Source organism: Proteus sp. G3927 (assembly GCF_963894685.1).
GTDB lineage: Bacteria > Pseudomonadota > Gammaproteobacteria > Enterobacterales > Enterobacteriaceae > Proteus > Proteus mirabilis.
In genome coordinates this window covers 132,051-156,829 of sequence record NZ_CAWQGX010000009.1, presented here as the reverse complement: position 1 = coordinate 156,829, position 24,779 = coordinate 132,051, and the positions used below count along the sequence as shown (strand labels likewise).

General features: G+C 39.0%; 18 protein-coding genes. 8 read left to right on the top strand and 10 right to left on the bottom strand.

From position 1 onward, the window contains the following. Nucleotides 1-33: 33 nt before the first annotated feature. Genes surA through apaH form a run of 5 tightly spaced genes read left to right on the top strand, consistent with a single transcriptional unit; the run spans nucleotide 34 to nucleotide 4,404 of the window. The gene (surA, locus tag AACV00_RS02800) at nucleotides 34-1,371 is read left to right on the top strand and encodes a peptidylprolyl isomerase SurA (RefSeq protein WP_004245538.1); all 1,338 of its coding nucleotides are present in this window, start codon (nucleotides 34-36) and stop codon (nucleotides 1,369-1,371) included. Further along, nucleotides 1,361-2,362 (top strand): 4-hydroxythreonine-4-phosphate dehydrogenase PdxA, encoded by a 1,002-nt coding sequence (pdxA, locus tag AACV00_RS02795; protein WP_004245539.1) that lies wholly within the window; start codon nucleotides 1,361-1,363, stop codon nucleotides 2,360-2,362. Before surA ends, pdxA begins: the two co-directional genes overlap by 11 nt. Continuing rightward, nucleotides 2,355-3,173 (top strand): 16S rRNA (adenine(1518)-N(6)/adenine(1519)-N(6))-dimethyltransferase RsmA, encoded by an 819-nt coding sequence (gene rsmA, locus AACV00_RS02790; RefSeq protein WP_004249482.1) that lies wholly within the window; start codon nucleotides 2,355-2,357, stop codon nucleotides 3,171-3,173. The genes pdxA and rsmA overlap by 8 nt, the downstream gene beginning before the upstream one ends. 29 nt (nucleotides 3,174-3,202) lie before the next feature. Further along, entirely contained in the window at nucleotides 3,203-3,580 is a 378-nt protein-coding gene (gene apaG / locus AACV00_RS02785) for a Co2+/Mg2+ efflux protein ApaG (protein ID WP_004245543.1), read from the top strand. Nucleotides 3,581-3,582: 2 nt separating this feature from the next. Further along, nucleotides 3,583-4,404: a bis(5'-nucleosyl)-tetraphosphatase (symmetrical) ApaH gene (apaH, locus tag AACV00_RS02780; RefSeq protein WP_004245544.1), complete on the top strand. Its 822-nt coding sequence runs from the start codon at nucleotides 3,583-3,585 to the stop codon at nucleotides 4,402-4,404. Nucleotides 4,405-4,780: 376 nt separating this feature from the next. Here apaH and folA read toward each other — a convergent pair whose 3' ends face one another. The 10 genes from folA to nudF all read right to left on the bottom strand — a co-directional run bounded on the left by folA (nucleotide 4,781) and on the right by nudF (nucleotide 20,805). Further along, nucleotides 4,781-5,266 (bottom strand): type 3 dihydrofolate reductase, encoded by a 486-nt coding sequence (gene folA / locus AACV00_RS02775; RefSeq protein ID WP_036907440.1) that lies wholly within the window; start codon nucleotides 5,264-5,266, stop codon nucleotides 4,781-4,783. 661 nt (nucleotides 5,267-5,927) lie between these two features. Then, the gene (locus AACV00_RS02770; RefSeq protein WP_036918979.1) at nucleotides 5,928-7,109 is read right to left on the bottom strand and encodes a hypothetical protein; all 1,182 of its coding nucleotides are present in this window, start codon (nucleotides 7,107-7,109) and stop codon (nucleotides 5,928-5,930) included. Between the two features lie 105 nt (nucleotides 7,110-7,214). Continuing rightward, nucleotides 7,215-10,469, bottom strand: a complete 3,255-nt coding sequence (pta, locus tag AACV00_RS02765; protein ID WP_161680196.1) for an autotransporter Pta — start codon at nucleotides 10,467-10,469, stop codon at nucleotides 7,215-7,217. Between the two features lie 457 nt (nucleotides 10,470-10,926). Next, nucleotides 10,927-12,348 (bottom strand): cell division protein FtsP, encoded by a 1,422-nt coding sequence (gene ftsP, locus AACV00_RS02760; RefSeq protein ID WP_004250218.1) that lies wholly within the window; start codon nucleotides 12,346-12,348, stop codon nucleotides 10,927-10,929. A gap of 354 nt (nucleotides 12,349-12,702) precedes the next feature. After that, a complete protein-coding gene (locus AACV00_RS02755) occupies nucleotides 12,703-13,452 on the bottom strand; it encodes a 1-acylglycerol-3-phosphate O-acyltransferase (protein ID WP_004245551.1) in 750 nt (249 codons plus the stop codon). Nucleotides 13,453-13,516: 64 nt separating this feature from the next. Beyond that, complete coding sequence (parC, locus tag AACV00_RS02750; RefSeq protein ID WP_004245552.1) at nucleotides 13,517-16,474, bottom strand: DNA topoisomerase IV subunit A; 2,958 nt, start codon at nucleotides 16,472-16,474, stop codon at nucleotides 13,517-13,519. Nucleotides 16,475-16,507: 33 nt separating this feature from the next. Further along, entirely contained in the window at nucleotides 16,508-18,403 is a 1,896-nt protein-coding gene (parE, locus tag AACV00_RS02745) for a DNA topoisomerase IV subunit B (RefSeq protein WP_110706920.1), read from the bottom strand. A 107-nt stretch (nucleotides 18,404-18,510) separates the two neighbouring features. Further along, nucleotides 18,511-19,101 (bottom strand): esterase YqiA, encoded by a 591-nt coding sequence (yqiA, locus tag AACV00_RS02740; RefSeq protein WP_049217645.1) that lies wholly within the window; start codon nucleotides 19,099-19,101, stop codon nucleotides 18,511-18,513. Between the two features lie 3 nt (nucleotides 19,102-19,104). Then, nucleotides 19,105-19,944, bottom strand: coding sequence for a 3',5'-cyclic-AMP phosphodiesterase (gene cpdA, locus AACV00_RS02735; protein ID WP_004250217.1), 840 nt, complete (start codon nucleotides 19,942-19,944; stop codon nucleotides 19,105-19,107). Nucleotides 19,945-20,175: 231 nt separating this feature from the next. Further along, complete coding sequence (gene nudF, locus AACV00_RS02730) at nucleotides 20,176-20,805, bottom strand: ADP-ribose diphosphatase (RefSeq protein ID WP_017827538.1); 630 nt, start codon at nucleotides 20,803-20,805, stop codon at nucleotides 20,176-20,178. Nucleotides 20,806-21,018: 213 nt separating this feature from the next. On the opposite strand from nudF, the gene tolC reads away from it, so the two are divergent. The 3 genes from tolC (at nucleotide 21,019) to AACV00_RS02715 (ending at nucleotide 24,645) form a co-directional block, all read left to right on the top strand. Beyond that, complete coding sequence (tolC, locus tag AACV00_RS02725; protein ID WP_004245559.1) at nucleotides 21,019-22,416, top strand: outer membrane channel protein TolC; 1,398 nt, start codon at nucleotides 21,019-21,021, stop codon at nucleotides 22,414-22,416. Between the two features lie 329 nt (nucleotides 22,417-22,745). Then, complete coding sequence (locus tag AACV00_RS02720; protein WP_004249472.1) at nucleotides 22,746-23,474, top strand: DUF1190 family protein; 729 nt, start codon at nucleotides 22,746-22,748, stop codon at nucleotides 23,472-23,474. 7 nt (nucleotides 23,475-23,481) lie between these two features. Continuing rightward, the gene (locus AACV00_RS02715; protein WP_020946201.1) at nucleotides 23,482-24,645 is read left to right on the top strand and encodes a glutathionylspermidine synthase family protein; all 1,164 of its coding nucleotides are present in this window, start codon (nucleotides 23,482-23,484) and stop codon (nucleotides 24,643-24,645) included. Nucleotides 24,646-24,779: the final 134 nt, after the last annotated feature.

Here is a 24,779-nt window from a genome sequence, read left to right as displayed (position 1 = left end):
AAAATTGGCTGAATGAATATGTCATCGCGCAAAATGCGGAAAACACATAATGGGAAACTTATGAAAAATTGGAAAACGCTGGTTATCGGCTTAATGATCACGGTTGGTGCAGCCACCAGCACAACCACTTTTGCAGCACAAGAACTCAACCGCGTATCGGCTATCGTCAATAACGGTGTCGTTCTGGAAAGCGACGTCAATAGAATGTTACAAACGGTGCAAATGAATGCCAAAAATGCCGGGCAAGAAATGCCTGATGAGCAAGTTTTGCGCCAACAAATCTTAGAGCGCTTGGTGATGGATAACATCATCTTGCAAATGGCTCAACAGATGCAAATTGATATTCCTGAAGCTGCCGTTGAGTCAACCATTCAAGGGATTGCCGCAGAAAATAACCTGACACTAGAGCAGTTAAAAAAACGTCTTGCTGCCGATGGGATTGCCTATAACGATTATCGTCAAGATATTCGTAAAGAGATGATGTTAGCAGAAGTGCGTAATAACGAAGTTCGTCGTCGTATTACGATTTTGCCACAAGAAGTGGACTCATTAGCTAAACAAATTGAAAGCCAAGCAAGCCAAAGTATTGATCTTAATCTTAGCCATATCTTAATTCCATTATCAGAAAATCCATCACCTGCAGAAATTGAAAAAGCACAGCAAGTGGTGAACCGTATTAAGAACCAGCTAAAAAACGGTGCTGATTTCGGAAAATTAGCTGCCACTTATTCTGCCGATCCACAAGCACTTAATGGTGGTAATATGGGATGGGCATCAATTGATGAGTTACCGACAATCTTTGCTAAACAGCTTGCTAATGCACAAAAAGGTGAAATTGTCGGGCCACTGCAATCAGGTGTTGGTCTACACATTATTAAAGTCAATGATATACGTGGTGCTTCAAAAACCGTTTCTGTGACTGAAGTAAAAGCACGCCATATCTTACTAAAAAGCTCGCCTATCATGAATGATGAGCAAGCTTATGCCAAACTACAGAAAATTTCCGCCGATATTCGTAGCGGTAAAATCAGTTTTGCGGATGCGGCTAAAGAGTATTCTGAAGATCCCGGTTCAGCATTACGTGGCGGTGAGTTAGGATGGTCAATGCCTGATATTTATGATCCAGCTTTCCGTGACGCGTTGATGCGTTTAAACAAAAATGAATTAAGCCAACCTGTGCGCTCTAATTTTGGCTGGCACTTAATTGAACTTGAAGATACGCGTAGCGTTGATAAAACAGATGCAGCGAATAAAGAACAAGCTTACCGCTTACTGTTTAACCGCAAGTTTAATGAAGAAGTGCAAAACTGGATGCAAGAGTTGCGTGCAGGCGCTTATGTGAAAATAATGAACGAGAATAATGCAAACTAAGCTAAAAAAACCCCTCGTTATCACCCCCGGCGAACCCGCCGGGGTTGGTCCTGACCTGATTATTTCATTAGCACAGTCACAGTGGGCACTTCCTTGGGTAGTATGCGCTGATCCTCAATTATTACGAGCAAGAGCACAGCAACTCAATCTCCCACTCACTTTAGTTGAATATTCCCCAGATAATCCACCTACAGCACATATCCCTGGCCAAATTTGTGTACTTGCCGTTGAATTAACCGACCCTTCGGTTGTCGCAGGTACACTTAATACTGCCAATGGCCACTATGTGGTACAAACGCTTGCTCGCGCTTGTGATGGATGTTTAAACGGAGAGTTTTCTGCTTTAGTCACAGGGCCGGTACATAAAGGGGTTATTAATGATGCCGGTGTGCCATTTACAGGGCATACAGAGTTCTTTGCCGATCGTAGCCATTGTCAACGAGTGGTGATGATGCTGGCAACGGACACTTTAAGAGTCGCTCTCGCCACCACACACCTGCCCTTAAGAGAAGTTGCTGATGCGATTACGGGTGAGTTGCTTAATGAGATCATCACCATTTTAAACCATGATCTAAAAACCAAATTTGGCATCTCATCACCACATATTTACGTATGCGGTCTAAATCCTCATGCTGGAGAAGGCGGTCATATGGGGCGTGAGGAGATCGATATTATTGAACCCGCATTAGAGCAATTACGCCAACAAGGTATTCAACTTCATGGGCCTTACCCTGCGGATACCTTATTCCAGCCTAAATATTTAACACATGCAGATGCTGTGCTTGCGATGTATCACGATCAAGGATTACCTGTGCTAAAATATGAAGGTTTCGGTCGTGCTGTGAATATCACGCTCGGTCTACCTTTTATTCGTACATCTGTTGATCATGGGACCGCCCTTGAACTTGCAGGTACTAAAAGCGCAGATGCTGGCAGTTTTCGCACCGCATTAAATTTAGCCATTAATATGATACAAAATTGTAATGAATAATAGAGTCCATCAGGGGCACTTTGCCCGCAAACGCTTCGGGCAGAACTTTTTAACAGACAGCTATATTATTGAAAGTATTGTTGAATCTATTTATCCACAACCCGGTGAAGCCGTTATTGAAATCGGTCCTGGTTTAGGCGCGCTTACTGAGCCGGTGGGGGAAAGAATGGATAAAATGACGGTCGTCGAAATTGACCGTGATTTAGCTGCACGCTTAGAAGTTCACCCTACATTAAAAGATAAGCTAACCATTATTCAGCAAGATGCGATGACGATTGATTTTGCCCAATTAGCAAAAGAGCGTCAGCAACCTCTGCGGGTTTTTGGTAACCTACCTTATAATATTTCAACGCCATTAATGTTCCATCTATTTAGTTTTGCTGATGCCATTTCTGACATGACTTTTATGTTGCAAAAAGAGGTGGTTAATCGCCTAGTGGCAAGTCATGGTAGTAAAACTTATGGCCGCTTAAGTGTCATGGCACAATACCACTGCCAAGTCATTCCTATTATTGAAGTGCCACCAAGCTCATTTAGGCCAGCCCCGAAAGTAGATTCTGCCGTTGTGCGTCTGATCCCTTATAAGGAAAAACCCTATCCGGTGACAGATATTGCTATGTTAAGCCGTATCACATCACAAGCCTTTAATCAGCGCCGTAAAACGTTACGTAATAGCTTAGGTGGACTACTTACAGCAGAAGATATGCTGGCATTAGATATTGATCCCACTGCACGCGCAGAAAATATTTCTGTTGAGCAATACTGTAAAGTGGCAAACTGGTTATCATCACAACAGCAACACGCTGAGTGAAATAGCGCACACTAGACCTAGGAGGTATTATGTTTACTTCATCCAAAGTGGCGATACAGGTACAAAGCGTTTACATTGAGAGCCAATCTTCGCCAGAAGAACAGCGCTATGTTTTTGCTTATACCATCACCATACATAACTTGAATAAACATGCTATTCGCCTCCTACGTCGCTATTGGTTGATCACCAATGCACAAGGAAATACCACTGAAGTTCAAGGTGAAGGGGTTGTTGGTGAACAACCTCTGATTGAAGCTGGCTCACGGTATCGTTATACCAGTGGCGCAGTTCTTGAAACGCCGATGGGCACCATGGAAGGTCATTATGAAATGATTGACGCACAAGGACGTCTGTTTCAAATTGACATCCCTGTTTTCCGCCTTGCTATCCCTACATTGATAAATTAATTATGGCTACTTATTTAATTGGCGATGTTCACGGCTGTTATCGTGAATTACGCCAACTTCTCAATCAAGTTAATTTCGACGCCAATCAAGATACACTTTGGTTAACGGGGGATCTGGTTGCTCGAGGACCTGATTCACTTGAAGTATTGCGTTTTGTCAAAAGCTTAGGCTCAGCGTTAAAACTCGTATTAGGGAATCACGATCTGCATCTACTGGGGGTATTTGCAAAGATTAGTCGTAATAAACCCAAAGATAAGCTTAATGAATTACTCAATGCACCAGATGCTGATGAATTAATTAATTGGTTACGACGTCAACCGCTATTACAAGTTGATGAAGAAAAGAAAATCGTTATGGCACACGCAGGTATTACCCCTCAGTGGGATTTAGCAACAGCTAAAAAATGTGCCCGAGAAGTAGAAGCCATATTAAGTAGCGATAGTTACCCCCTTTTCATTAATTCCATGTATGGTGATATGCCCAATAATTGGTCACCCGAATTAACTGGCTTACCGCGATTACGCTTTAGCACCAATGCTTTTACTCGTATGCGCTATTGTTTTCCTAACGGGCAGTTGGATATGATTTGTAAAGATAAGCCTGAAAATGCACCTGCGCCATTAAAACCTTGGTTTGATTTACCTAATCAACTACCGAATGATTACAGTATTATCTTTGGCCACTGGGCCTCTTTAGAGGGAAAAGGCACCCCTGAAAACATCTATGCGCTAGATACTGGCTGTTGCTGGGGCGGTGTTCTAACCTGTCTACGTTGGGAAGACAAACGTTATTTTATCCAACCTAGTCTCACACATTTACCATAATTTTGTAGCGTCAAGATAGCATAGGTGTTGATTTATTTTACTATGCTATCTGGGCTATCTGGGCTATCTACTCTCTTCTGAGAGCCATCACAAAGATAACTTGATTTAAATCAATAGGTTATTTTTTCTCAAAACAAATTAAGTAGCTTTTTTATAACAACAAGCAGAATTCACCGCTATATTGCGCTATTTATTATAGATTATTCTTTATAAAGATATTTATTAAAAGATAAATAATGAATATTTAATTATAGGGTACTCTTTATAGCTAATTATATTTTAGTTATAGTAACTATTCATATTTAAATATGAATATATTAATAAATTAATAAAAATAAAAAGGAGATATTTAATCTCCTTTTTTATTTAAATTTTGTTATTTTCTTCTTTTTAATATTTCAAAACAGTAGTTATGCGAATTATTTTCATCTGCCTCATGGTATTCCATAAAAGTAGAATCCCACTCATCAGGCTCATAATCGGGGAAGGTTGTATCACCAATCACTTCAGCATCAATATGAGTAAGGTATAATTTATTCGCCATTGGTAGGAATTGCTCATAAACCTTACCGCCACCAATCACCATGATTTCATCATTATTTTCAGCAACTTGTAGTGCTTCTTCAACGGATTTCACCCAAACAACATTGTCATCATTTCCAGGCTGACTGCTTAATACAATATTGAGTCGATTAGGTAAAGGACGCCCGATAGACTCATAAGTCACCCGGCCCATAATAACGGGTTTATTTAATGTATTTTTTTTAAACCATGCGAGATCACCCGGTAATGTCCAAGGCATCGCCTTTTCCATACCAATAATACGATCCGCCGCTAATGCTGCGATTAAACTAATATTCATTTACATACCTACGGGTAAAAATGGGAAAACTATTTATACTATACGGAAAGCGAAAACTTGAGTCGATACAATTTATGCTTCACCGATAATAAATAATTGCTTTATACAGGAAGTGTTAACTTAATCATGAAAGCTTTAAACATTATAATAGTGCTATATGGCAGTTGCTATTATATTTGAAAATTCTTTAGGTGTTTTTACAATTACTTTACGCTCATTACAGGCGCGAGAACCTTACTTTTTTCTCATCGTAAAAAATGTAGCACCTTATCAATAACATGCGAAAAGAGGCACTGCCACTTCTCATTGACTGGCTTATAGCACTTTTAACATTAAAGTATCACTTTTCGTTAAGGCAATCATACGATTGATAAAAATAGAGAGTATTAGTTGCAAATCTACGTTAAAAAGACTCTTACACCATTTTCTCTTTCATCAACACTCTCTTAAGCTCCCCTCTTTTTTATCGCTATGTAACATCAATATGAGTCAGTTCGAGTACAGGTGAAAAATTGTGATACGCTTTTATTACTTAGGATTAATAGTCGTTTACTTGCCTTTGTTAGTTAAAGTTTGTCAATAAAAAATGGCTCAATAAAGTGCTAAGTGTCGTGCTGGTTGGTTTAAAAATTAAAGTAGTGTTAAAGAAACAAAGATCTCTTTAATAAAAAGAATTAAAATAGGTGTAACGGATTATTAATGAATCAAAATTCCAATCCTTATCGTCCCTTAAGTAATCAATAATATCCAGTAAAATATCTTTATATTTATCTTTAAGATCATCACACTCATTTTCTATTTGTTCTAAAATATCCTCATAATTATTTCTAATAATATTAGCAATGGTATATTTCATTTCATCACTATTTTCATTCTTAGTAAAAATATTTTGCATTCTTCTATTATGTTTAGTGATAAAACTCTCGTCTTCCATTGTCATTTTTTTAGCTTTAATAATATCTTTTTTTTCTAACACTCCTAATGTAAGCATATCATCTACAAACTTTTGAACGTCTTCATTATTTCTTAATTTATTAGTTAGAAAATTTAATATTGATTTTTTAAAAGCATCGTTAATATAGTTTACCGTATTAAATTCCATTGCTTTATCAATAAAACATTTAGTTATATTGACAATAAACGCTTTATCCATCTCCACCGAATAAATATTATACATTATAGTAACTAAATTCATTATTGAATTAATTAATTCATTATTATCTTTTCTATTAATCTCTTTACAAACATAACTTAATGCCATATCAATATGTTGTTTATAGTTAAAATCACTATAATATACCATATCATCGCACTTTGGGTGATATTTCTTTAATTGTTCAAACATTTCTTTTGGATAATGATTAATTACATTGAAAGCAATGTTCATTATAGTAATAAAGTCTCCTTTTGTTTTTGATTGTTCATAAAGATAACATTGTATTAATCTTTTAACATCATCATGACAATCATTTTTTATTGCAAAACTTAAATTTAAAAAAAATGTCTCTAAATGTTTATTCTTAAAGCTAACAAAATCTGAGTTAATTAGCTTACAGTTTTTAAAATATACTTCCCCTCCATTTCTCATCAAAATGGATAATGTATTAATTTTAGCATGTTGACTTTTGTCTAATAGAAAAACCACCCCAACATTAATATTAAAAACACTCTTTATAAAAAATGATATTTTAGATAGTAAAGTAATCTTTTCCCTTTCAATATAAAGACTTGAAAGTGTATTTAACACATTGTTGATTTTATTTTTTATTTGGTATTTCTCTTTTATATTTTCATAGTATTTTTTTATTGAAGTAACGTTATCAGAATTATTTCTTATATGCATAAAAACTCCTTATTCATAGTAAAACTATCCTTTATTTACTTACATCTTCATACAAAAAAAAGCCCTTATTACTAAGGGCTATAAATATCAAAAAACAAATAAGATTTAGAAATTAATTTTCAATATTGCATTAATACCACTCGAATTGATATCACTATTATATTGACCTTGATAAGAGATACCGAAAGTGGTTGATTTACTTAACTGCGCATCAACACCTAGACCAACACCAAATAAATTATCTAGTTTACCACCTCGTAGTGATGCCTCACCTGAATTGGATAACCATAGACGTGATTCAGGGCGATTATCACCAAACAGATGGCTTGCTGATATATCACCTTTTAATGCCATATTAATATTGCCTGCCATAAATGGATATCCACCACGTAAACCAACCGTAGCAACTTGAATATCTTGTGCATCTGTTTTAGTGGTAAACTTCATATTACCCACATTTTCATTGATATTATCAGTGGATACTCTTAACCAACTAAATCCAGCATAAGGTTCAATTGAGTACTGGCTAGTATTCAATTGAGTATAAGCACCTTCTAAAAAGAATTGACTAATTTTCGCATCGTAACTGGTTGAGTTATAACCTGCAGTTTGTCCTATCCAGAGTGTTCTTTTGGCATCTCTATCTTGGTTTGTATGTGTAAATCCATAATTTAATGAGGCAACATCATAAAGATTAGAGATCCCATAAGCACCAATATGAATATCATTACTATCTATCTTTCCATATTGATTACCTTTATATTTGGTGGAGCCTGCACCGAAAAATAGACCCGCTTTAGTATTTTCAGTAACATCAATTTCAGCACCTAATAACCCAACATAGAAATCAACATCCATATCACTGTGGCCATAATCCGTCTTACCCCACTGACCCATGCCGCTGATCCAAATACGCGCATTACTATTACCTAGTTGTGCATGACGACCATCACCGATACCAATAGCCTGATCTTTCACTGTACGAGTTAAACCCAATACATTAACAATACTGGCATTATTGGCATTTAAATACATATCACTACCCAATGATTGATAAGTGGTTTTCAGATCATTTTCATTCATCGGTAATACAGCATTAAATAGCTCACCATCTCCTGCATTATCTAATGCATTAGCAATAGCACGACCATTTTCATTATCAGCAAAGGTGGCTAAAGTCGTATTTTCTTTCTTAGTTAAACTACCACTGATGGTTTTATCTGTTATCGTGATATGTTTATCAAATAAAGCATAATCATTATTGGTGACAGTCGTGGTTGTGGCTGACTCTGCAACCACACGGTTACTGGCTAACATTTTCGTTTTAGTGCGATTATCAACTAAACTATCTGTATTCACCTCACCGACAACAACACTATTATTAAGATAAATATCTTTTAGTTGCCCAACATTATCCGCCCCCACATCAATATCGGCTCCTTGATTAAGCACTAAGTTACCAATATTAACATTGTGTCCTGCGGTCACTAAATAACGACCTTTATCATTAATATTAATGTTTACTTTATGGTTTTGGTTTGAGGTTAATTGGCCTTTTTGAGTAAAAGTATCGTTATAACGCTCAATAATACCTAATTTCCCACCATTAACATTGACGGCTTGCGTCCCAAAAGATCCGCTAAAGCCATATAAAGTACCTTGTTCGACAGTTGTACCACCACGGTAACTATTATTTCCCGTCATGACTAACGTACCTTCGCCTCGCTTCACCAAAGCACCATCATATAAGCCAGCATCAATTTTAGCTTGAATAGCATCAGCGCGTTTTTGGTAATATTCTTGACGCCATTTTTCAGCATCTTCTTGGCTAACAATATGCGATGTAGGATCAGGATTGCCATCATTAATCACAAAATCAGTACCGAGATGATAATCACCTCCTGCCGCAATACCTTTTTCGGTATATTCTTTCAACCATGCGAGATCTTCTTGCTTACGTAGATCTAAAGCTGTTTGGGAAATATCATTAGTCCACACATCAAGCGGTGTCGCATTTAGGTTATATTCAAATTTACCTAGCAATTGACCCGGACCATACATCCCTTTATCTAAATCTGGTGTTCCCCACCCATAACGTACATCAGGAGTACCTTCTGCGGCCGTCCAGCTCTCATATAAAGAGCCATCAGGATCACGATGGTTAGCGGTAGTGAACATGACATCACGAACTTGAATGGCGTTCATGGAAGGATAACGAGACATTAATACTCCCATCGCCCCCGTCACATGAGGAGCTGCCATTGAAGTACCGCTAAAGGTATCCCAACCTGGATTTCCCTCTTTATCAACCACTGTAGAATAGATATTTCGACCCGGTGCAACCACTGTCCACCATTTTGCATTACCCGCTTCATTGAAGACTTTTTCTAATACATAACCGGTGTTATCCGCATTTTGCTTCAATCCTGCCACCGCAATCCAATGCTGTTCGGCTTCGGGATTAAAATAAGGATAAAGAGGACGATAATAAGGTTGAGCAAAGTCGCGATTACCCGTTGTAAAGACCTGAACAACATTCGTTCCTTTAACTGCATCATAAGCAGCATCAACAAAGGAAGGTTTATCACCATAGACTTTTTTAAAGTAGAAATATTCGTATTCTGTCTGTGCCGTGGTGTTAACAGGCATATGTATCGTGGTATTACCACCATCAGGCCCCTCTGTTTTATCTGTATTAATAATACGCGGGTTAGTCCCCCAGCTATTATTAATCACTTGCGCACCCGCATCGACCATCGCTTTCCAGCCAGTATAGAAATAGGTATAGTCTTGATAAGGGCCATAGTTATTGCTGTCTGTTGCCCCAGTATTCCCTAAATAAATATCAGCCCCCCACGCCACACCATGCATACCATTACCATCACGGTTAGCCCCCACAGTACCAGTGACATGTGTGCCATGGGTATCATTCACCCCTTTGATCCAATTACCATCAACATCAAAGACTTGGCCTTTTTCATAATGTCCGCCCATTTCTTGTGGATAGCGCATTCCCGTAGAGCCATATTCACCTTTGGCTTTTACTGCATGAAAACGAGATCCACTCAACTCTTGATGTGAGAGCAGTGCACCAGAGTCCATCACCCCGACTTTAGCACCTTGACCATGAAAACCCAGAGCATAAGCACTAGAGGCATTCATGGCTGCAAGCCCCCAGTCTTTTTGATATTCAGGGCTTTCCCAACTTTGTTTATTACCTAATTGTCCAACTTCTGAATATGCAACAGCATAGCCAGAAAAAAGAAGTGCCGAAGTAATAAGGGAGAGTTGAAATAGAGAGTTTGTGGTATTTTTTTTCTGATTAATGGGATGGTGACTTAAAGCTATTTCTTTGTTCATTCTGTACCTTCTGTTATGTTGAAAGGGATAACATTAATTAAGGAATAAAAACAAAAGACGTAGCGATCCTCTCTTTTTTATAACAATAATTACTTGAGGGATCTCTCAAATATACGAAGCTAAACCACAAAAATAGATAGATTGCCTAACAAATCACAACTTAATAGTTTAATTAAACAATTTTAAAACATAATCTAATATTATATAAATAAATAGATTTAACGTTTTCTACGGTAATACTGACAGCTTTCAATAGCTAAATAAAGCTGATAAAAAGCAAACCAATAAAAAAACATAATAGCTAAATTAATTAACAATTTATTTTATAATCTGATTTAGCTATTTAATTCTAGTATGAAAAATTTATTTTTCTTAATTTTATAGTAATAAAAAAACAGTATCTTTATTTTAAAAATACTGTTTTTATTTTAATTTTTGACGTGATATTACTTAATTTTTATTCTGATGGCGTGATTTCCATTTGCCCCGCAATCCCTTTATCCGCATTTTCGAGTATTTGGCTATAATAAACAAAAGGGAAATGGGAATAAGAAGGCTGTTTTAGCTCAACTAATAATTCACTCTGTTTTTCGATCCACACTGTATCTTTCCAACCAAAATCAGCAGGCGCTGGTTTTTGTCCATCATGATTAATCACTTTAAAACGTGCACCTTCAATATGAAAAGGTTGTGGTGTTTCCACTGTCACTAACCAACGTTCCCAGCCATTTTGTTTACCGACAAGATCGATCCTTGATAACTCCCAACGCGCATTATTAATACCAGGAGGACTGTTTTGTAATTGGATCGTTCTCGGTTGAATTGAGGTGGTAATTTGTGTGTCATCCACCACCAACTGTTGTGGAACTTTATCGGTAACCAGTGACATCAGTCCAGTAGGCTTGATGGTTAGCACATTGGTATTGCGCAATAAGTTAGAAGGTTCAAAAATACCACGTAATCTATCCATAAATCCGGCACTTTGCCCAGCAGTGATAGTCACTTCTTCGCCTTCTGATAGATCAATAAGAATTTCACGTCGCTCACCCGGTGCCATAGGAATAGATTTCAATTCTACCGGTGATGTTAACAAACCTTGATCAGAGGCTATCAGATAGAGTGAGCGACCATCATTCGCCGATAACTCATAGCGTCGGGCATTCGAGGCATTAACTAAGCGTAAACGAATCCAACCTCTTGATACTTCAATATAGGGATCTTCACAGCCATTCACTAATAATGTGTCACCATAAAATCCCTCTGTCGCGGCTTCTTTGTCGTACTGTGGCGTTCCAAAGTTATCAAGGCGTTTATCTTGAAGAATAATAGGAAAGTCATTTACCCCATAATGTTTAGGCAATGGTAACGATTTGCTCTCTTCGTCTTCAACAATCCACATGCCTACCAATCCGTTATAGACATGAGGCGCCATTTTAAAAGGCGTATTCGCATGATACCAGCAGGTGGCCGCTTTTTGACGAATAGGCAACACCGGTGACCAATAGGCTCCCGGAGACATCATCCTTGCAGCTCCACCTATTTGTGTTCCCGGAACTAATAAGCCACTTACGGTCATAGAAACGGGTTCATTAAGGCGATTGCTATAAATCAGTTTGACATCATCACCGCTTTTTACTTTGATTGTCGGACCCGGCATTGAGCCATTAATGCCCCAGACTTCTGTTTTTTGTGTGCCATCAAAGGCCCAATGCACTTTTTGTAACGTTACAAAAAGAGGCTGACCATTACGTGATTCAAGTAATGGGGGAATAGGTAGTTTTCTATCACTAACTGATCCTGCACGAACAGATGAAGATAATGAGCCCAGACATACCGCTAAGCCTGAAGCCTGTAAAAACTGGCGACGACTAAATGACATACTTTCTCCGCAACAAAATACCCATATTCCTATCCCACGAGTGAGGATCAACTGATAGGAAAAAAGCTGCTGTGATATTTAAAGACAAAAGACTTAAATCAAATTATGACAGCATAATAACGCGGATATGACATAAATCCTAAAAATAGTTGATAACTTAGTGCATTTTAATTTATTAAAGACAATATCCGTCCGAAAATCGGGATATATTCAAACGATCAATCAACCTATAAGGTTTATTGTTAGCCATTATAAAGTATATAATTAAACCATTAAAATCATAATGTTATAAAAATGCCAAATCAAATCGATTTGGCATTAGGTATAATAAACAATTAAATAAATTACAGACCGTTAATTTAACTTACCTGCAAAATCGCGTTTATTCATTTCTTCCACTTCTTTATCAAGCTCTTCAATTTTAGCCTTCATGATCTGACGACAATCTTCAGCTAATTCTCTCACCTGATCTTTGTTATATTTTGATACATCAATGGGAGGCAACATTTCAACAATCACGTAGCCATTATTCCAGCGATTTAATTTTATCTTACCTTGTGTGGTAGAGACACAAACAGGCACAATAGGCACCCCCGCTTGCATCGCCGCGTGAAAAGCCCCTGTTTTAAAAGGTAATAAACCACGTCCTCGGCTACGTGTTCCTTCTGGAAACATCCATACAGAGATTTTTTTCGCTTTGATTTGCTCTGCAACCTGAGTGATGGTGCTATGGGCTTTAGAGCGATTACCTCTATCAATCAAAATATTGCCAGTGATCCAATAAAGCTGTCCAAAGAAAGGAATAAACACCAAGCTTTTTTTGCCCACCGTCACGGTATTAGGTTGTACCGCATTCGACATTGTCACCATATCAAAGTTATTTTGATGGTTACCAATATAGATACTGGGTCCATAACTTTTAGCTTCTTTAGGAAAACGCTCAACTAATTTGATCCCAAAGACATGTGATAATTTGCCGAATAAACGTCCATAAGTCATTACGTGTTTCGGATTTCTGGGAGAAAACATGCAATAGATCATCCCAAAAGTCACCACAATAATGGTGTACAGAATGACAATAATGCCTCGAATAATGGCTAGCATAAGCTTTTAGCGTCCTAATAATAAGTGGGTCATATGACCCACTAATCTACATTGAAAGTTAAAATTAATGAGTTTCGATATCTATATGATCGATACTTTGTGCACCACGAGGGAGCGAGGTTCCACGACGACCACGTTTGGCTTTAAATGTCTGTAATTCATTCATCGACATCGTGAGTTTACGTTTACCAAAATGCAATGTAACACTGGCATTTTCTGGTAATACCCGCAACCAAGCGACTTTATCTTCACCACTTGCAGCCTGTGAAGCAGGAATAGAAACCATTTGGTTACCTTTTCCTTTTACCATAGTTGGCAACTCAGAGGCTTCAAAAATCAGCATTCGCCCACCCTGAGTAATGATCATGATCAAATCACTCAATTCATCATTTAAGCGTTGAGGTGGTAATGGTAATGCATTTTCAGGTAATGTTAATAATGATTTACCAGCTCTATTTTTAGAGGTTAAGTCATCAATACTACAGATAAACCCATAACCAGCGTCGGATGCCATTAAGATCTTATCGCTACTTTCCCCCATCACTACATGACGTAATTGAGCCCCTTTTTGGACTTTTAATCGTCCAGTTAAATCATCACCTTTACTACGGCCTGATGGTAATGCATCAACATCAACAGTATAACTTTGACCCGTGGTATCAATCAGATGTACCGCTTGATTGCTCATCCCTTCAACTGCATCAAAATAATCATCCCCTGTTTTAAAGCCCACTGATTTCGCATCAATGTTATGGCCTTTTTGGCAACGGATAAGCCCTTTTTCGGACATGATCACGGTAACCGCTTCAGGGTGAAGATGTTTTAATGGGATAGGCTCATCGCCAACATCACCACTAAAATAGCTAATCTCTTCTGCTTTTAATGTTTGTTGTTGACCATCAACAGTAAATGTGAGGGCTTCATTTTTTGCTATTAACACGATTTGTTCGATAACATCACTTTGCTCTTTGCCTAATGCAACTAAGCGAGTGCCTCGACCTTTCTTATTCATCTCATTTAGATGTTCTGCAGATATCGCCAGAATACGTGTTTTATCGGTGATAATAACTAACCAATGTTGATTGTTTTTCTTTTCTGCATCGACTAAGAAAGGCGCTAGCAATTCTGTTTCATCTGAAACCGTTAACAACCCTTTACCGGTTTTATTTTTTGTCTCCATCTCTTCATAACTGAGTACGGAGCCATAACCCTCTTTTGTTGCCAGTAAATACTCCTGTTTAGCGGCTCCCGCTAACATATATTTTACGCTGGCGTCAGGGGGGAAGGTCAATTTACCGGTTAAAGGCTCACCTTGGCTACGGCCTGATGGCATGTCATTGGGACTTAAACTATAGCTTCTACCCGTTGAATCAAGGAACAATACTGGCTGGTTGCTCATACCCCGTACCGCACTATGATAACTGTCTCCGGCACGATAACTCATGGTACTAGGATCAATTTCGTGCCCTTTCGCACTACGCACCCATCCCATTTCAGAAAGCACAATAGTCACAGGCTCTGATGGCAACATATCTTGTTCATTAACCACTTTCGCCTCTTCTTGAGGTCGAATAGGAGAACGTCGTTCATCACCAAACTCTTTAGCGTCTGCCTCTATCTCTTTTTTCAATAACGTATTGAGACGGCGAGGAGAATTTAGCAGTTTTTCAATACTGTCGCGCTCTTTTTCCAGTTCATCACTTTCAGCTTGCAGTTTTATCTCTTCAAGCTTAGCTAAGTGACGTAAACGTAACTCTAAAATCGCTTCTGCTTGAATATCTGATAATGCAAAACGACGCATTAATTCCGCTTTTGGCTCATCTTCATAACGGATGATCTCAATCACTTCATCAATATTGAGATAAGCGATTAATAAACCTTTTAGAATTTCTAAACGGCGTAATACTTTTTCTAAGCGATGGTTTAAACGATTGGTTACGGTTTGACGGCGATAAACTAACCACTCATTTAAAATGGTTAATAGCCCTTTCACAGCAGGACGGTTATCTAACCCAATCATATTGAGGTTAACGCGATAACTTTTCTCTAAGTCTGTATTTACAAATAAGTAATACATGACTTGTTCTAAATCGACGCGATTACTACGAGGAACAATTACCAATCGAGTAGGATTTTCATGATCTGACTCATCACGTAAATCATCAACTAAAGGCAATTTTTTCGCTCGCATTAATGCAGCAATTTGTTCAAGTACCTTAGCACCAGAGACTTGATGAGGGAGAGCTGTTATCACCGCACAACCCTCTTCTTTTTGCCAAACAGCACGCATTCTAATAGAACCACGTCCTGTTTTATAAATCTTTTTGATATCCTCAGGAGCGGTGATCACTTCCGCTTCTGTTGGATAATCAGGTCCTTGTACATATTGCATAACATCAGATAACCCAGCATCAGGATTATCTAATAGCATGGTTAATGCTTGGCCGATTTCCCGCGCATTATGTGGCGGAATATCCGTTGCCATACCGACAGCAATCCCCGTTGTCCCATTTAATAAAATATTAGGTAAACGAGCAGGCAACATTTTTGGCTCTTGCAGGGTGCCATCAAAATTGGGGATCCAATCAACAGTACCATGTCCCAATTCGCTTAGCAGGATCTGTGAATATTTAGATAAGCGAGACTCGGTATAACGCATAGCTGCGAAAGATTTTGGATCATCCGGAGCCCCCCAGTTACCTTGCCCATCAATTAATGGATAACGATAAGAGAAGGGTTGCGCCATCAATACCATGGCTTCATAACAGGCGCTATCACCGTGGGGATGATATTTACCTAATACATCCCCCACTGTTCGTGCTGATTTTTTAAATTTAGCACTGCTGTTTAAACCTAATTCAGACATCGCATAGACGATACGACGCTGTACTGGCTTTAACCCATCGCCAATAAAAGGCAATGCACGATCCATAATCACGTACATTGAATAATTGAGATAGGCATTTTCCGTAAATAAGTGGAGCGGTTGGCGCTCTACACCATCATGAGTCAGTTCACTCATTCAATATTTTCCTCAGACGCTTGGTGAGTTCCATTACACTTCGATGTCAACTTCGTCGCCTTTTTCTTGCAACCAGTTACGGCGATCTTCAGAACGTTTTTTGGCAAGTAACATATCCATCATGCCCAACGTTTCTTGATAATTTTCATCATCAATCACCAATTGCACTAAACGACGTGTATTAGGATCAAGCGTTGTCTCACGTAATTGCAGTGGATTCATCTCACCTAAGCCTTTAAAGCGTTGCACATTTGGCTTACCTTTTTTACGGCTAAGGCGTTGCAAAATAGCGTTCTTTTCTGCTTCATCAAGGGCATAACTCACTTCTTTACCTAAATCGATACGATAAAGAGGTGGCATAGCCATATAGACATGACCTTGCTTTACTAATGCCGGGAAATGACGAACAAATAAAGCACAAAGCAAAGTGGCGATATGTAAACCATCGGAGTCCGCATCCGCAAGGATACAAATTTTTCCGTAACGTAATTGGCTTAAATCATCACTATCAGGATCCATCCCAATCGCCACAGAAATATCATGCACTTCTTGTGACGCTAATACTTCATCAGAAGAGACTTCCCAAGTATTAAGAATTTTACCACGTAGAGGCATAATCGCTTGATATTCACGATCGCGAGCTTGTTTAGCAGAGCCACCCGCAGAGTCCCCTTCAACTAAGAAGAGTTCGGTATAACGTAAATCTTGCGAAGTACAATCTGCTAATTTACCCGGCAATGCAGGCCCCGAAGTCAGTTTTTTTCTTACCACTTTTTTAGCCGCACGCATACGTCGTTGCGCACTGCTAATAGCCATTTCTGCGAGTAATTCACCGACTTGAACGTTTTGGTTTAACCATAAACTAAATGCATTTTTTACTGCACTAGCAACAAAGGCACTGGTTTGACGTGACGATAGACGCTCTTTGGTTTGTCCTGCAAATTGAGGATCTTGCATTTTTACTGATAACACATAAGCACAACGCTCCCATGTATCATCTGCGGTTAATTTAATGCCTCTTGGCAATAAATTATGGAATTCACAAAACTCGCGCATGGCATCTAATACACCTTGGCGCAAACCATTAACGTGTGTACCACCTTGTACGGTTGGAATGAGGTTCACATAACTTTCTGTGAGTAAATCGCCTCCTTCCGGCAACCAAAGCATTGACCATTCAACGGCTTCGTTATCACCTTCAAATTTCCCTGTAAATGGCTCTTCAGGCAGGCGAACAAATTCAGCGACAGCTTCACTTAAATAGTCTGTTAAACCATCAGCGTAACACCACGTTTCTTGGGTATTATTGACTTTATCGGTAAAAGAGACATTGACGCCTGGGCACAACACCGCTTTGGCTTTTAATACATGAGATAAGCTTTTTGATGAGAAACGAGGAATATCAAAGTAAGTGCTATCCGGCCAGAAATGAACACTGGTTCCTGTATCTCGTTTAGCACACGTACCTATTTGATGTAGCTCTTCAACTTTATCACCGTTCTCAAAAGCAATTTGATATATTTTGCCTTCTCGGCGCACGGTGACTTCTATACGCTTTGATAACGCATTAACCACTGAGATCCCGACACCATGCAAGCCACCAGAGTATTGGTAGTTTTTATTGGAGAATTTTCCTCCGGCATGAAGATGGGCAAGGATCAGCTCAATAGCAGAGACTTTCAGTTCTGGATGGATATCAACCGGCATTCCTCGCCCATTGTCGATAACCTCAATAGAATGGTCTGCATATAAGATAACTTCGACCTTGGTTGCATGCCCCGCAAGCGCCTCGTCCACGCTATTATCTATCACTTCCTGTGCCAAATGGTTCGGTCTAGTGGTATCGGTATACATACCAGGACGCCGACGTACAGGCTCTAGACCATTAAGAACCTCAATATCCTTTGCATTATAACTTGATTGAGTCATTGTTTTAATCTGCGGTTCACTGTTTGAGAATACTGTTTATAATAACAGGTGTTAGCGGTAATATGATATTCATTTTTGAATTGAGACATCAACCCCAGTATTGCAGGTTAATGAGTCGAAAACGATGTTATTTTCAAAAACTGAACAATTTCCGGGAAAAAACGTTCAAAATTAACAAAAGCATGGTTTCCTCCCTGCTCTACTGTTTGCTTACAAGCGCCAAGATATGAAACCGCTTGACGATAATCAAGTATTTCATCTCCAGTTTGTTGAAGCAACCAAATAAGTTCGGGGGAAGTTATCGTAGGAATACGTAAGGCAAGTAACTCATCCATATGGTGAGGTGCTAATCTATACTTTTGATGAGTATAAGGATTTTCATTATCGCCTAAAAAATCCTGTAGCAAATCAAACGGGCGAACCGCGGGATTCACCACCACTGCAGGTAAATGAAAACGTTGTGATAACCAAATAGCAAGATAGCCCCCCAGCGACGAGCCAATTAATCCTAACTTATCATTGGCATTATCTTTTACTAATTTTTCAATTAATTGAGCGGCTTGCTGAGGATAAGGGGGTAATTGGGGTACAAGTAGCTCAATATCAGGATGAGTGACTGATAACCATTGTTTAAACCCTTGCGCCTTGGCTGATTGAGGCGAGCTATTAAAACCATGTAAATAGAGGATACGAGACATGACTTAATAGCCATCCGCGTCAAGATCTGGACAAAAATCTTTACCCGCTAGACGATGTACTTGAGTATCAATATTCCTCTTACCCTGTGCAGATAATGATAACTCCAAATAGCGCCAACCTGGTGAAACGGTATCTAAAGAAAAATTAGTACAATGCGGGCGAAACTGAATACAGGTAGAGGGTGTTGCTAATAAGCGAATACCATTCCACATTTCATCCATTTCTTGATGAATATGACCACATAGCATCATTTTTATTTGAGGGTGATCTTTAACACGCTCAGCTAACTGGTGAGAGTTTCTTAAACTATGTTGATCTAACCAAGTACAGCCAGAAGGCATCGGATGATGATGCAATAAGATCACAGTATCTCTTTCTTTGTGGCTTTCTAGACAGCGTGTTAGCCAATCTAACTGACAGTCAGATAACTCGCCATGGGGAACACCTTGAATTTGGCTGTCTAATAATAACAATTGCCAATGTTCACCAATTAACACTTGTTTTGCCGACAGAATGCCTGCCTGATTTAAAGCATCAATCATTGCTGGTTGATAATCATGATTACCGGGTAACCACACACAAGGTGAAGGTAATCTTGCAATCCCATCAGCAAAATGCTGATAAGCTGCAAAGGATTGATCTTGAACTAAATCCCCAGTAGCAACAATCAAATCAATTGATAACCCTTGCTGTTTAATCGCGTCCAATACCGCATGATAGCTACGATAGGTATTAATTCCCAACAAGGTATCATCCACATTAGCAAAAAGGTGGGTATCTGTGATTTGTAATATTCTAACGGTGTGTTGTTGATCCACCGACAATTCAAGCTGGCTTTCCAAAAGGTTTCCTTGTTTCTCTCTTACTAGCCGTTATTTTAACGTAATTTTGTATTAAAGATCTGCCACCCAATACACATTTCAAAAGATTATTGAGAAATATTCTCGCTACCAGTCACATTTTTTATCTCTTATGTTCAAGCTTAATCGATTGTATATTCATATACTTTAAAGATAATTACGTCATTTATCATATCTTTTCATAGTGACGAATAAAGTTTCTTTTGGCAATTATCACAACCAATCTTTTCTTAAGGTGACATGATGAAGTTGTAACCACTGAAGTGCGATGACAGAAGCAGCATTATCAATTATCCCTTCTTCAACCCATTGATAAGCCTGCTCTCGGCTGACGACATGAACACGAATATCTTCATTTTCACAAGCTAGCCCATGTATGCCTGTTGCTGTTGTGGCATCCACTTCCCCTACATAGACATACATCCGCTCACTGGTTCCTCCGGGGCTTGAAAGGTAACTTACAATGGGCTTACAACGACCTATTGTGATCCCAGCTTCTTCTGTGGCTTCCCGTCTTACCACCTCTTCAGGGCTTTCTCCTTCTTCCACCATGCCGGCAATCACTTCTAATAACCAAGGTGTTTGACTTGTTTCATAAGCTGGAATACGAATTTGTTCGATTAATACAACTTCGTCTCGTTTAGGATCATAAGCCAATAAAACACCCGCATGACCACGTTCGAACACTTCTCGCTTAACTTCTGCACTCCATCCTCCCTTAAATAAACGGTGTTTGAAACGATACTCGTTCATACGGAAAAAGCCTTTATAGCGTGTTTTTTTACTTATCAGCTCAACATCATTACGTGTATATAAAAATGGTGTATTTTCCTTTTTGTTCATACAATATTCCTCTGGTTATACTTAAGTCTTTTTTTATTGCATACGTTTAATACAGATTTAAAGATATTTGCCCGCAAATCCTGTAAAGTTAACCTAAAATAAAAGGATATGGCACAAATGGCTACCCCTACTTAGGGAAACAATCTGCTAGAATTGTTTCTATACAAGATTAACAGAGGCAACTCAGCGAAACTGTTGCAACAAGGAATTAAAATGAAAAAACTGCTCTCTCTTTTAGTCACGATGAGTTTGGCAGGATTCAGCACTGCAAGTCAGGCTGAGGATCTGCTACAAGTTTATCAAAAAGCAAAGGACAGTAACCCAGAATTACGTAAGTCATTAGCTGAACGCAATCAAGCTTTTGAGAAAATCAATGAGGCACGTAGCCCATTATTACCACAATTAGGATTAGGCGCTTCTATTGATTATAAAAGTGGCTATCGTGATGCTAAAAATACCGAGTCTAACTCTCTTGGTGCGAATTTAACGCTGACCCAGACTATTTTTGATATGTCTTTATGGCGTCAATTGACCATGCAAGAAAAAACGGCGGGTATGAGTGATGTTACCTATCAAACAAGCCAACAACAGCTTATTTTAGATACCGCAACAGCTTATTTTAATGTTCTGCGTGCCATTGACTCCTTATCATTTATTGAAGCACAAAAAGAGCAGGTGTATCGCCAATTAGATCAAACTACACAGCGTTTTAATGTAGGACTTGTTGCGATTACTGACGTACAAAATGCGCGTGCAAACTACGACAGCGTGTTGGCACAAGAAGTGGCTGGACGTAATGAACTGGATAACGCATTAGAAAAACTGCGCCAAGTCAGCGGTGTGTATTATATTAATCTGGCTTCACTTAATATCGCACGTTTTTCCACCACTCCACCAGACGCCATTGATAAACTGTTAAAAGACGCAGAAGAGCGTAACTTAAGTTTACTCAGTGCTCGTTTAGGTCAAGATTTAGCACGTGAAAATATTCGTTTAGCGCAATCAGGCCATTTGCCAACCGTAAATTTAAATGCTTCAACGGGTGTCTCAAACAGTCATAATCACGGTAGTGCTTTACCACCAGAAACACCTGCTAACAGCCGTAATAGCTATAATGGTCAAAGCAGCATCGGACTCTCTTTAAGCATTCCATTATATACAGGTGGCAGAACGAGCTCACAAGTAGAACAAGCTCAATATGGCTTTACCAGTGCCAGTGAGCAGTTAGAATCGGTATACCGTTCTATCGTACAAATTGCACGTTCTTCTTATAACAATATTTCAGCCTCCATCAGTAGCATTAAGGCCTATCAACAAGTGGTTGTGTCAGCGCAAAGCTCTTTAGATGCAACTGAAGCTGGCTACCAAGTGGGTACTCGTACTATTGTTGATGTCTTAAATGCAACTACAACGCTTTATGATGCTAAACAAAAATTATCAAGTGCACGTTACGACTATTTGATTAACCAATTAAATATCCAATATGCACGTGGTACCTTAAACGAAAATGACTTAATTCAGTTAAATAATGCGTTGGGTGAAGAGATTTCCACTTCCCCTGACAACATTATTCGTCCATTAACAAGTCCCGTACTGAATACGACAAATTAATCGTTAATAGACACCGTTAACCATCAAAACCGCTTACAGTGATATACGAGTAAGCGGTTTTTTTTATACACTAGCGAGAAAAAACATTTTTGGTTATAAATAGATTAAAAATAAATTCACCTAATGCCTATTACTTAAGTTTATAAATAACCCAATCATTATTTGTTTAATAAATAGAGGATTTAGCTGATTTCATTGCCATTATCCCTATGAAGATCACAAATTTCTGCTAATCGCTGATGATTAGGTGTTTCTTATTTATTTTCTAACCTATTTAACCTATCCTAGCTTTTATTTTGAACGTTTTACTTTTTATGGATCTTACCAATATGACAATGAAACGTACCAAATCGATTAATCGCGATGCTTTTCGTAAAGCATTTCGCCCTTATCGTCTGGCGCCTGTTGCCATCGCCATCACCGCGGTATTCGCCCTTTCAGGGTGTGAAGAGAGTGATGAGACGGTTTCACTGTATATGAATGCACAAGAATGTGCGCAAGCGAATCCATCACAAGCAGCACAATGTGAAGATTCTTACCGCACGGCATTACAAGAAGCGCAACGTACTGCACCTAAATACGCAACAATGGAAGATTGTGTTGCTGAATTTGGTGATGCGCAATGTACACAAACTGCCTCAATTGATGGTAACCCCGTTAACACCGAAAACGCCAATAACCTCAACCCTGATAGTTCACAAATGGCACAAGCTAACTCTGGTGGTAGCTTCTTTATGCCACTGATGGCAGGTTATATGATGGGGCGTTTAATGGGGGGTGGCGCACCAGCACAGCCTTTATTTAGCTCGCGTAATCCAAGCAGCCCAGCTAATGGTAAGTTTGTTGATGCAACGGGTCGTAACTATGGTCCTGCTGTCGGTGGTCGTCAAATGAACGTCCCTAAAACAGCCATGACACCAAAACCATCTACAACATCAACCATTACGCGTGGTGGCTTTGGTAATACCGTTTCACGACAAGCGGCAGCTCAACGTGCAAGCGCGACGAATAACAACCGTAGCTCAACAGGCTCCTCTTCATATCGTGCAGGTGGTTAATTAAACCATGAAACGCGAACAAATTATTGAACGTCCTGATTGGCGCGAAAAAGCGACTGAATATGGTTTTAACTTCCATACCATGTATGGCGAGCCTTACTGGTGTGAAGATGCTTATTATCAATTCTCAATGGAAGAAGTGGAAACATTAGAAGAAACCACGGAAGAGCTTCATCAGATGTGCTTACAAGTCGCTGATAAAGTGGCTAATAGTGAAGAGCTATTGACTCGTTTTCAAATTCCTCGCCATTGCTGGGATTTTGTCCGTGAGTCATGGAAAACCTCGCAACCATCGCTTTATTCACGTCTTGATTTAGCTTATGACGGTAAGGGGCCGGCAAAATTACTCGAAAATAATGCCGACACACCAACTTCATTGTATGAGTCTGCTTTTTTCCAGTGGATCTGGCTTGAAGATCAAATCAATGCGGGTCGTTTGCCACAAAATGCCGATCAATTTAATAGTATCCAAGAAAAATTGATCGACAGATTCGCTCAATTGCGTGATCAATATGGTATGCGTTATCTGCATATGTCATGTTGCCAAGATACGCAAGAAGATCGCGGTACAGTACAATATTTACAAGATTGTGCAGAAGAAGCCGAAGTCGCTACCGATTTCGTTTTTATTGAAGATATTGGTTTAGGTGAACGGGGTGAGCTGACCGATCTACAAGACCAGATCATCAGCAATATGTTTAAACTCTATCCTTGGGAGTTTATGTTCCGTGAAGATTTCTCGACCAAACTTGCTGATGCAGGGATCCGTTGGTTAGAGCCAGCTTGGAAAAGTATTATTTCCAACAAAGCGTTACTGCCAATGCTGTGGGAAATGTTCCCTAATCATCCTAATTTATTACCGGCTTATTTTTATGACGGTAAAGCGCCAGATTCATTATCACGCTATGTCATCAAACCGCTCTTTTCACGAGAAGGGGCGAATATTCGTATCGTTGAAAATGGTAAAGATATCGCTGTTGCTGATGGCCCTTACGGTGAAGAAGGCTTTATTGTTCAGGACTTCCATCCACTGCCAAAATTTGGTGATAGCTATACATTAATTGGTAGCTGGCTAGTTAACGATCAATCTGCAGGTATTTGTATTCGAGAAGATAAAGAGCTTATCACGCAAGATCTGTCTCGTTTCTATCCACATATTATTTTAGATTAATAACGCAATTGCTGTGATAGCAAAACTTATTGTCTAGCATTGACCCCCTCCCCGCCCTGAACTAAAGGGCGGGGTTTTATGGCACACCTAAAAAATAAATTTAGCCTTAACATTCTATCAATTAGTTTTATTGA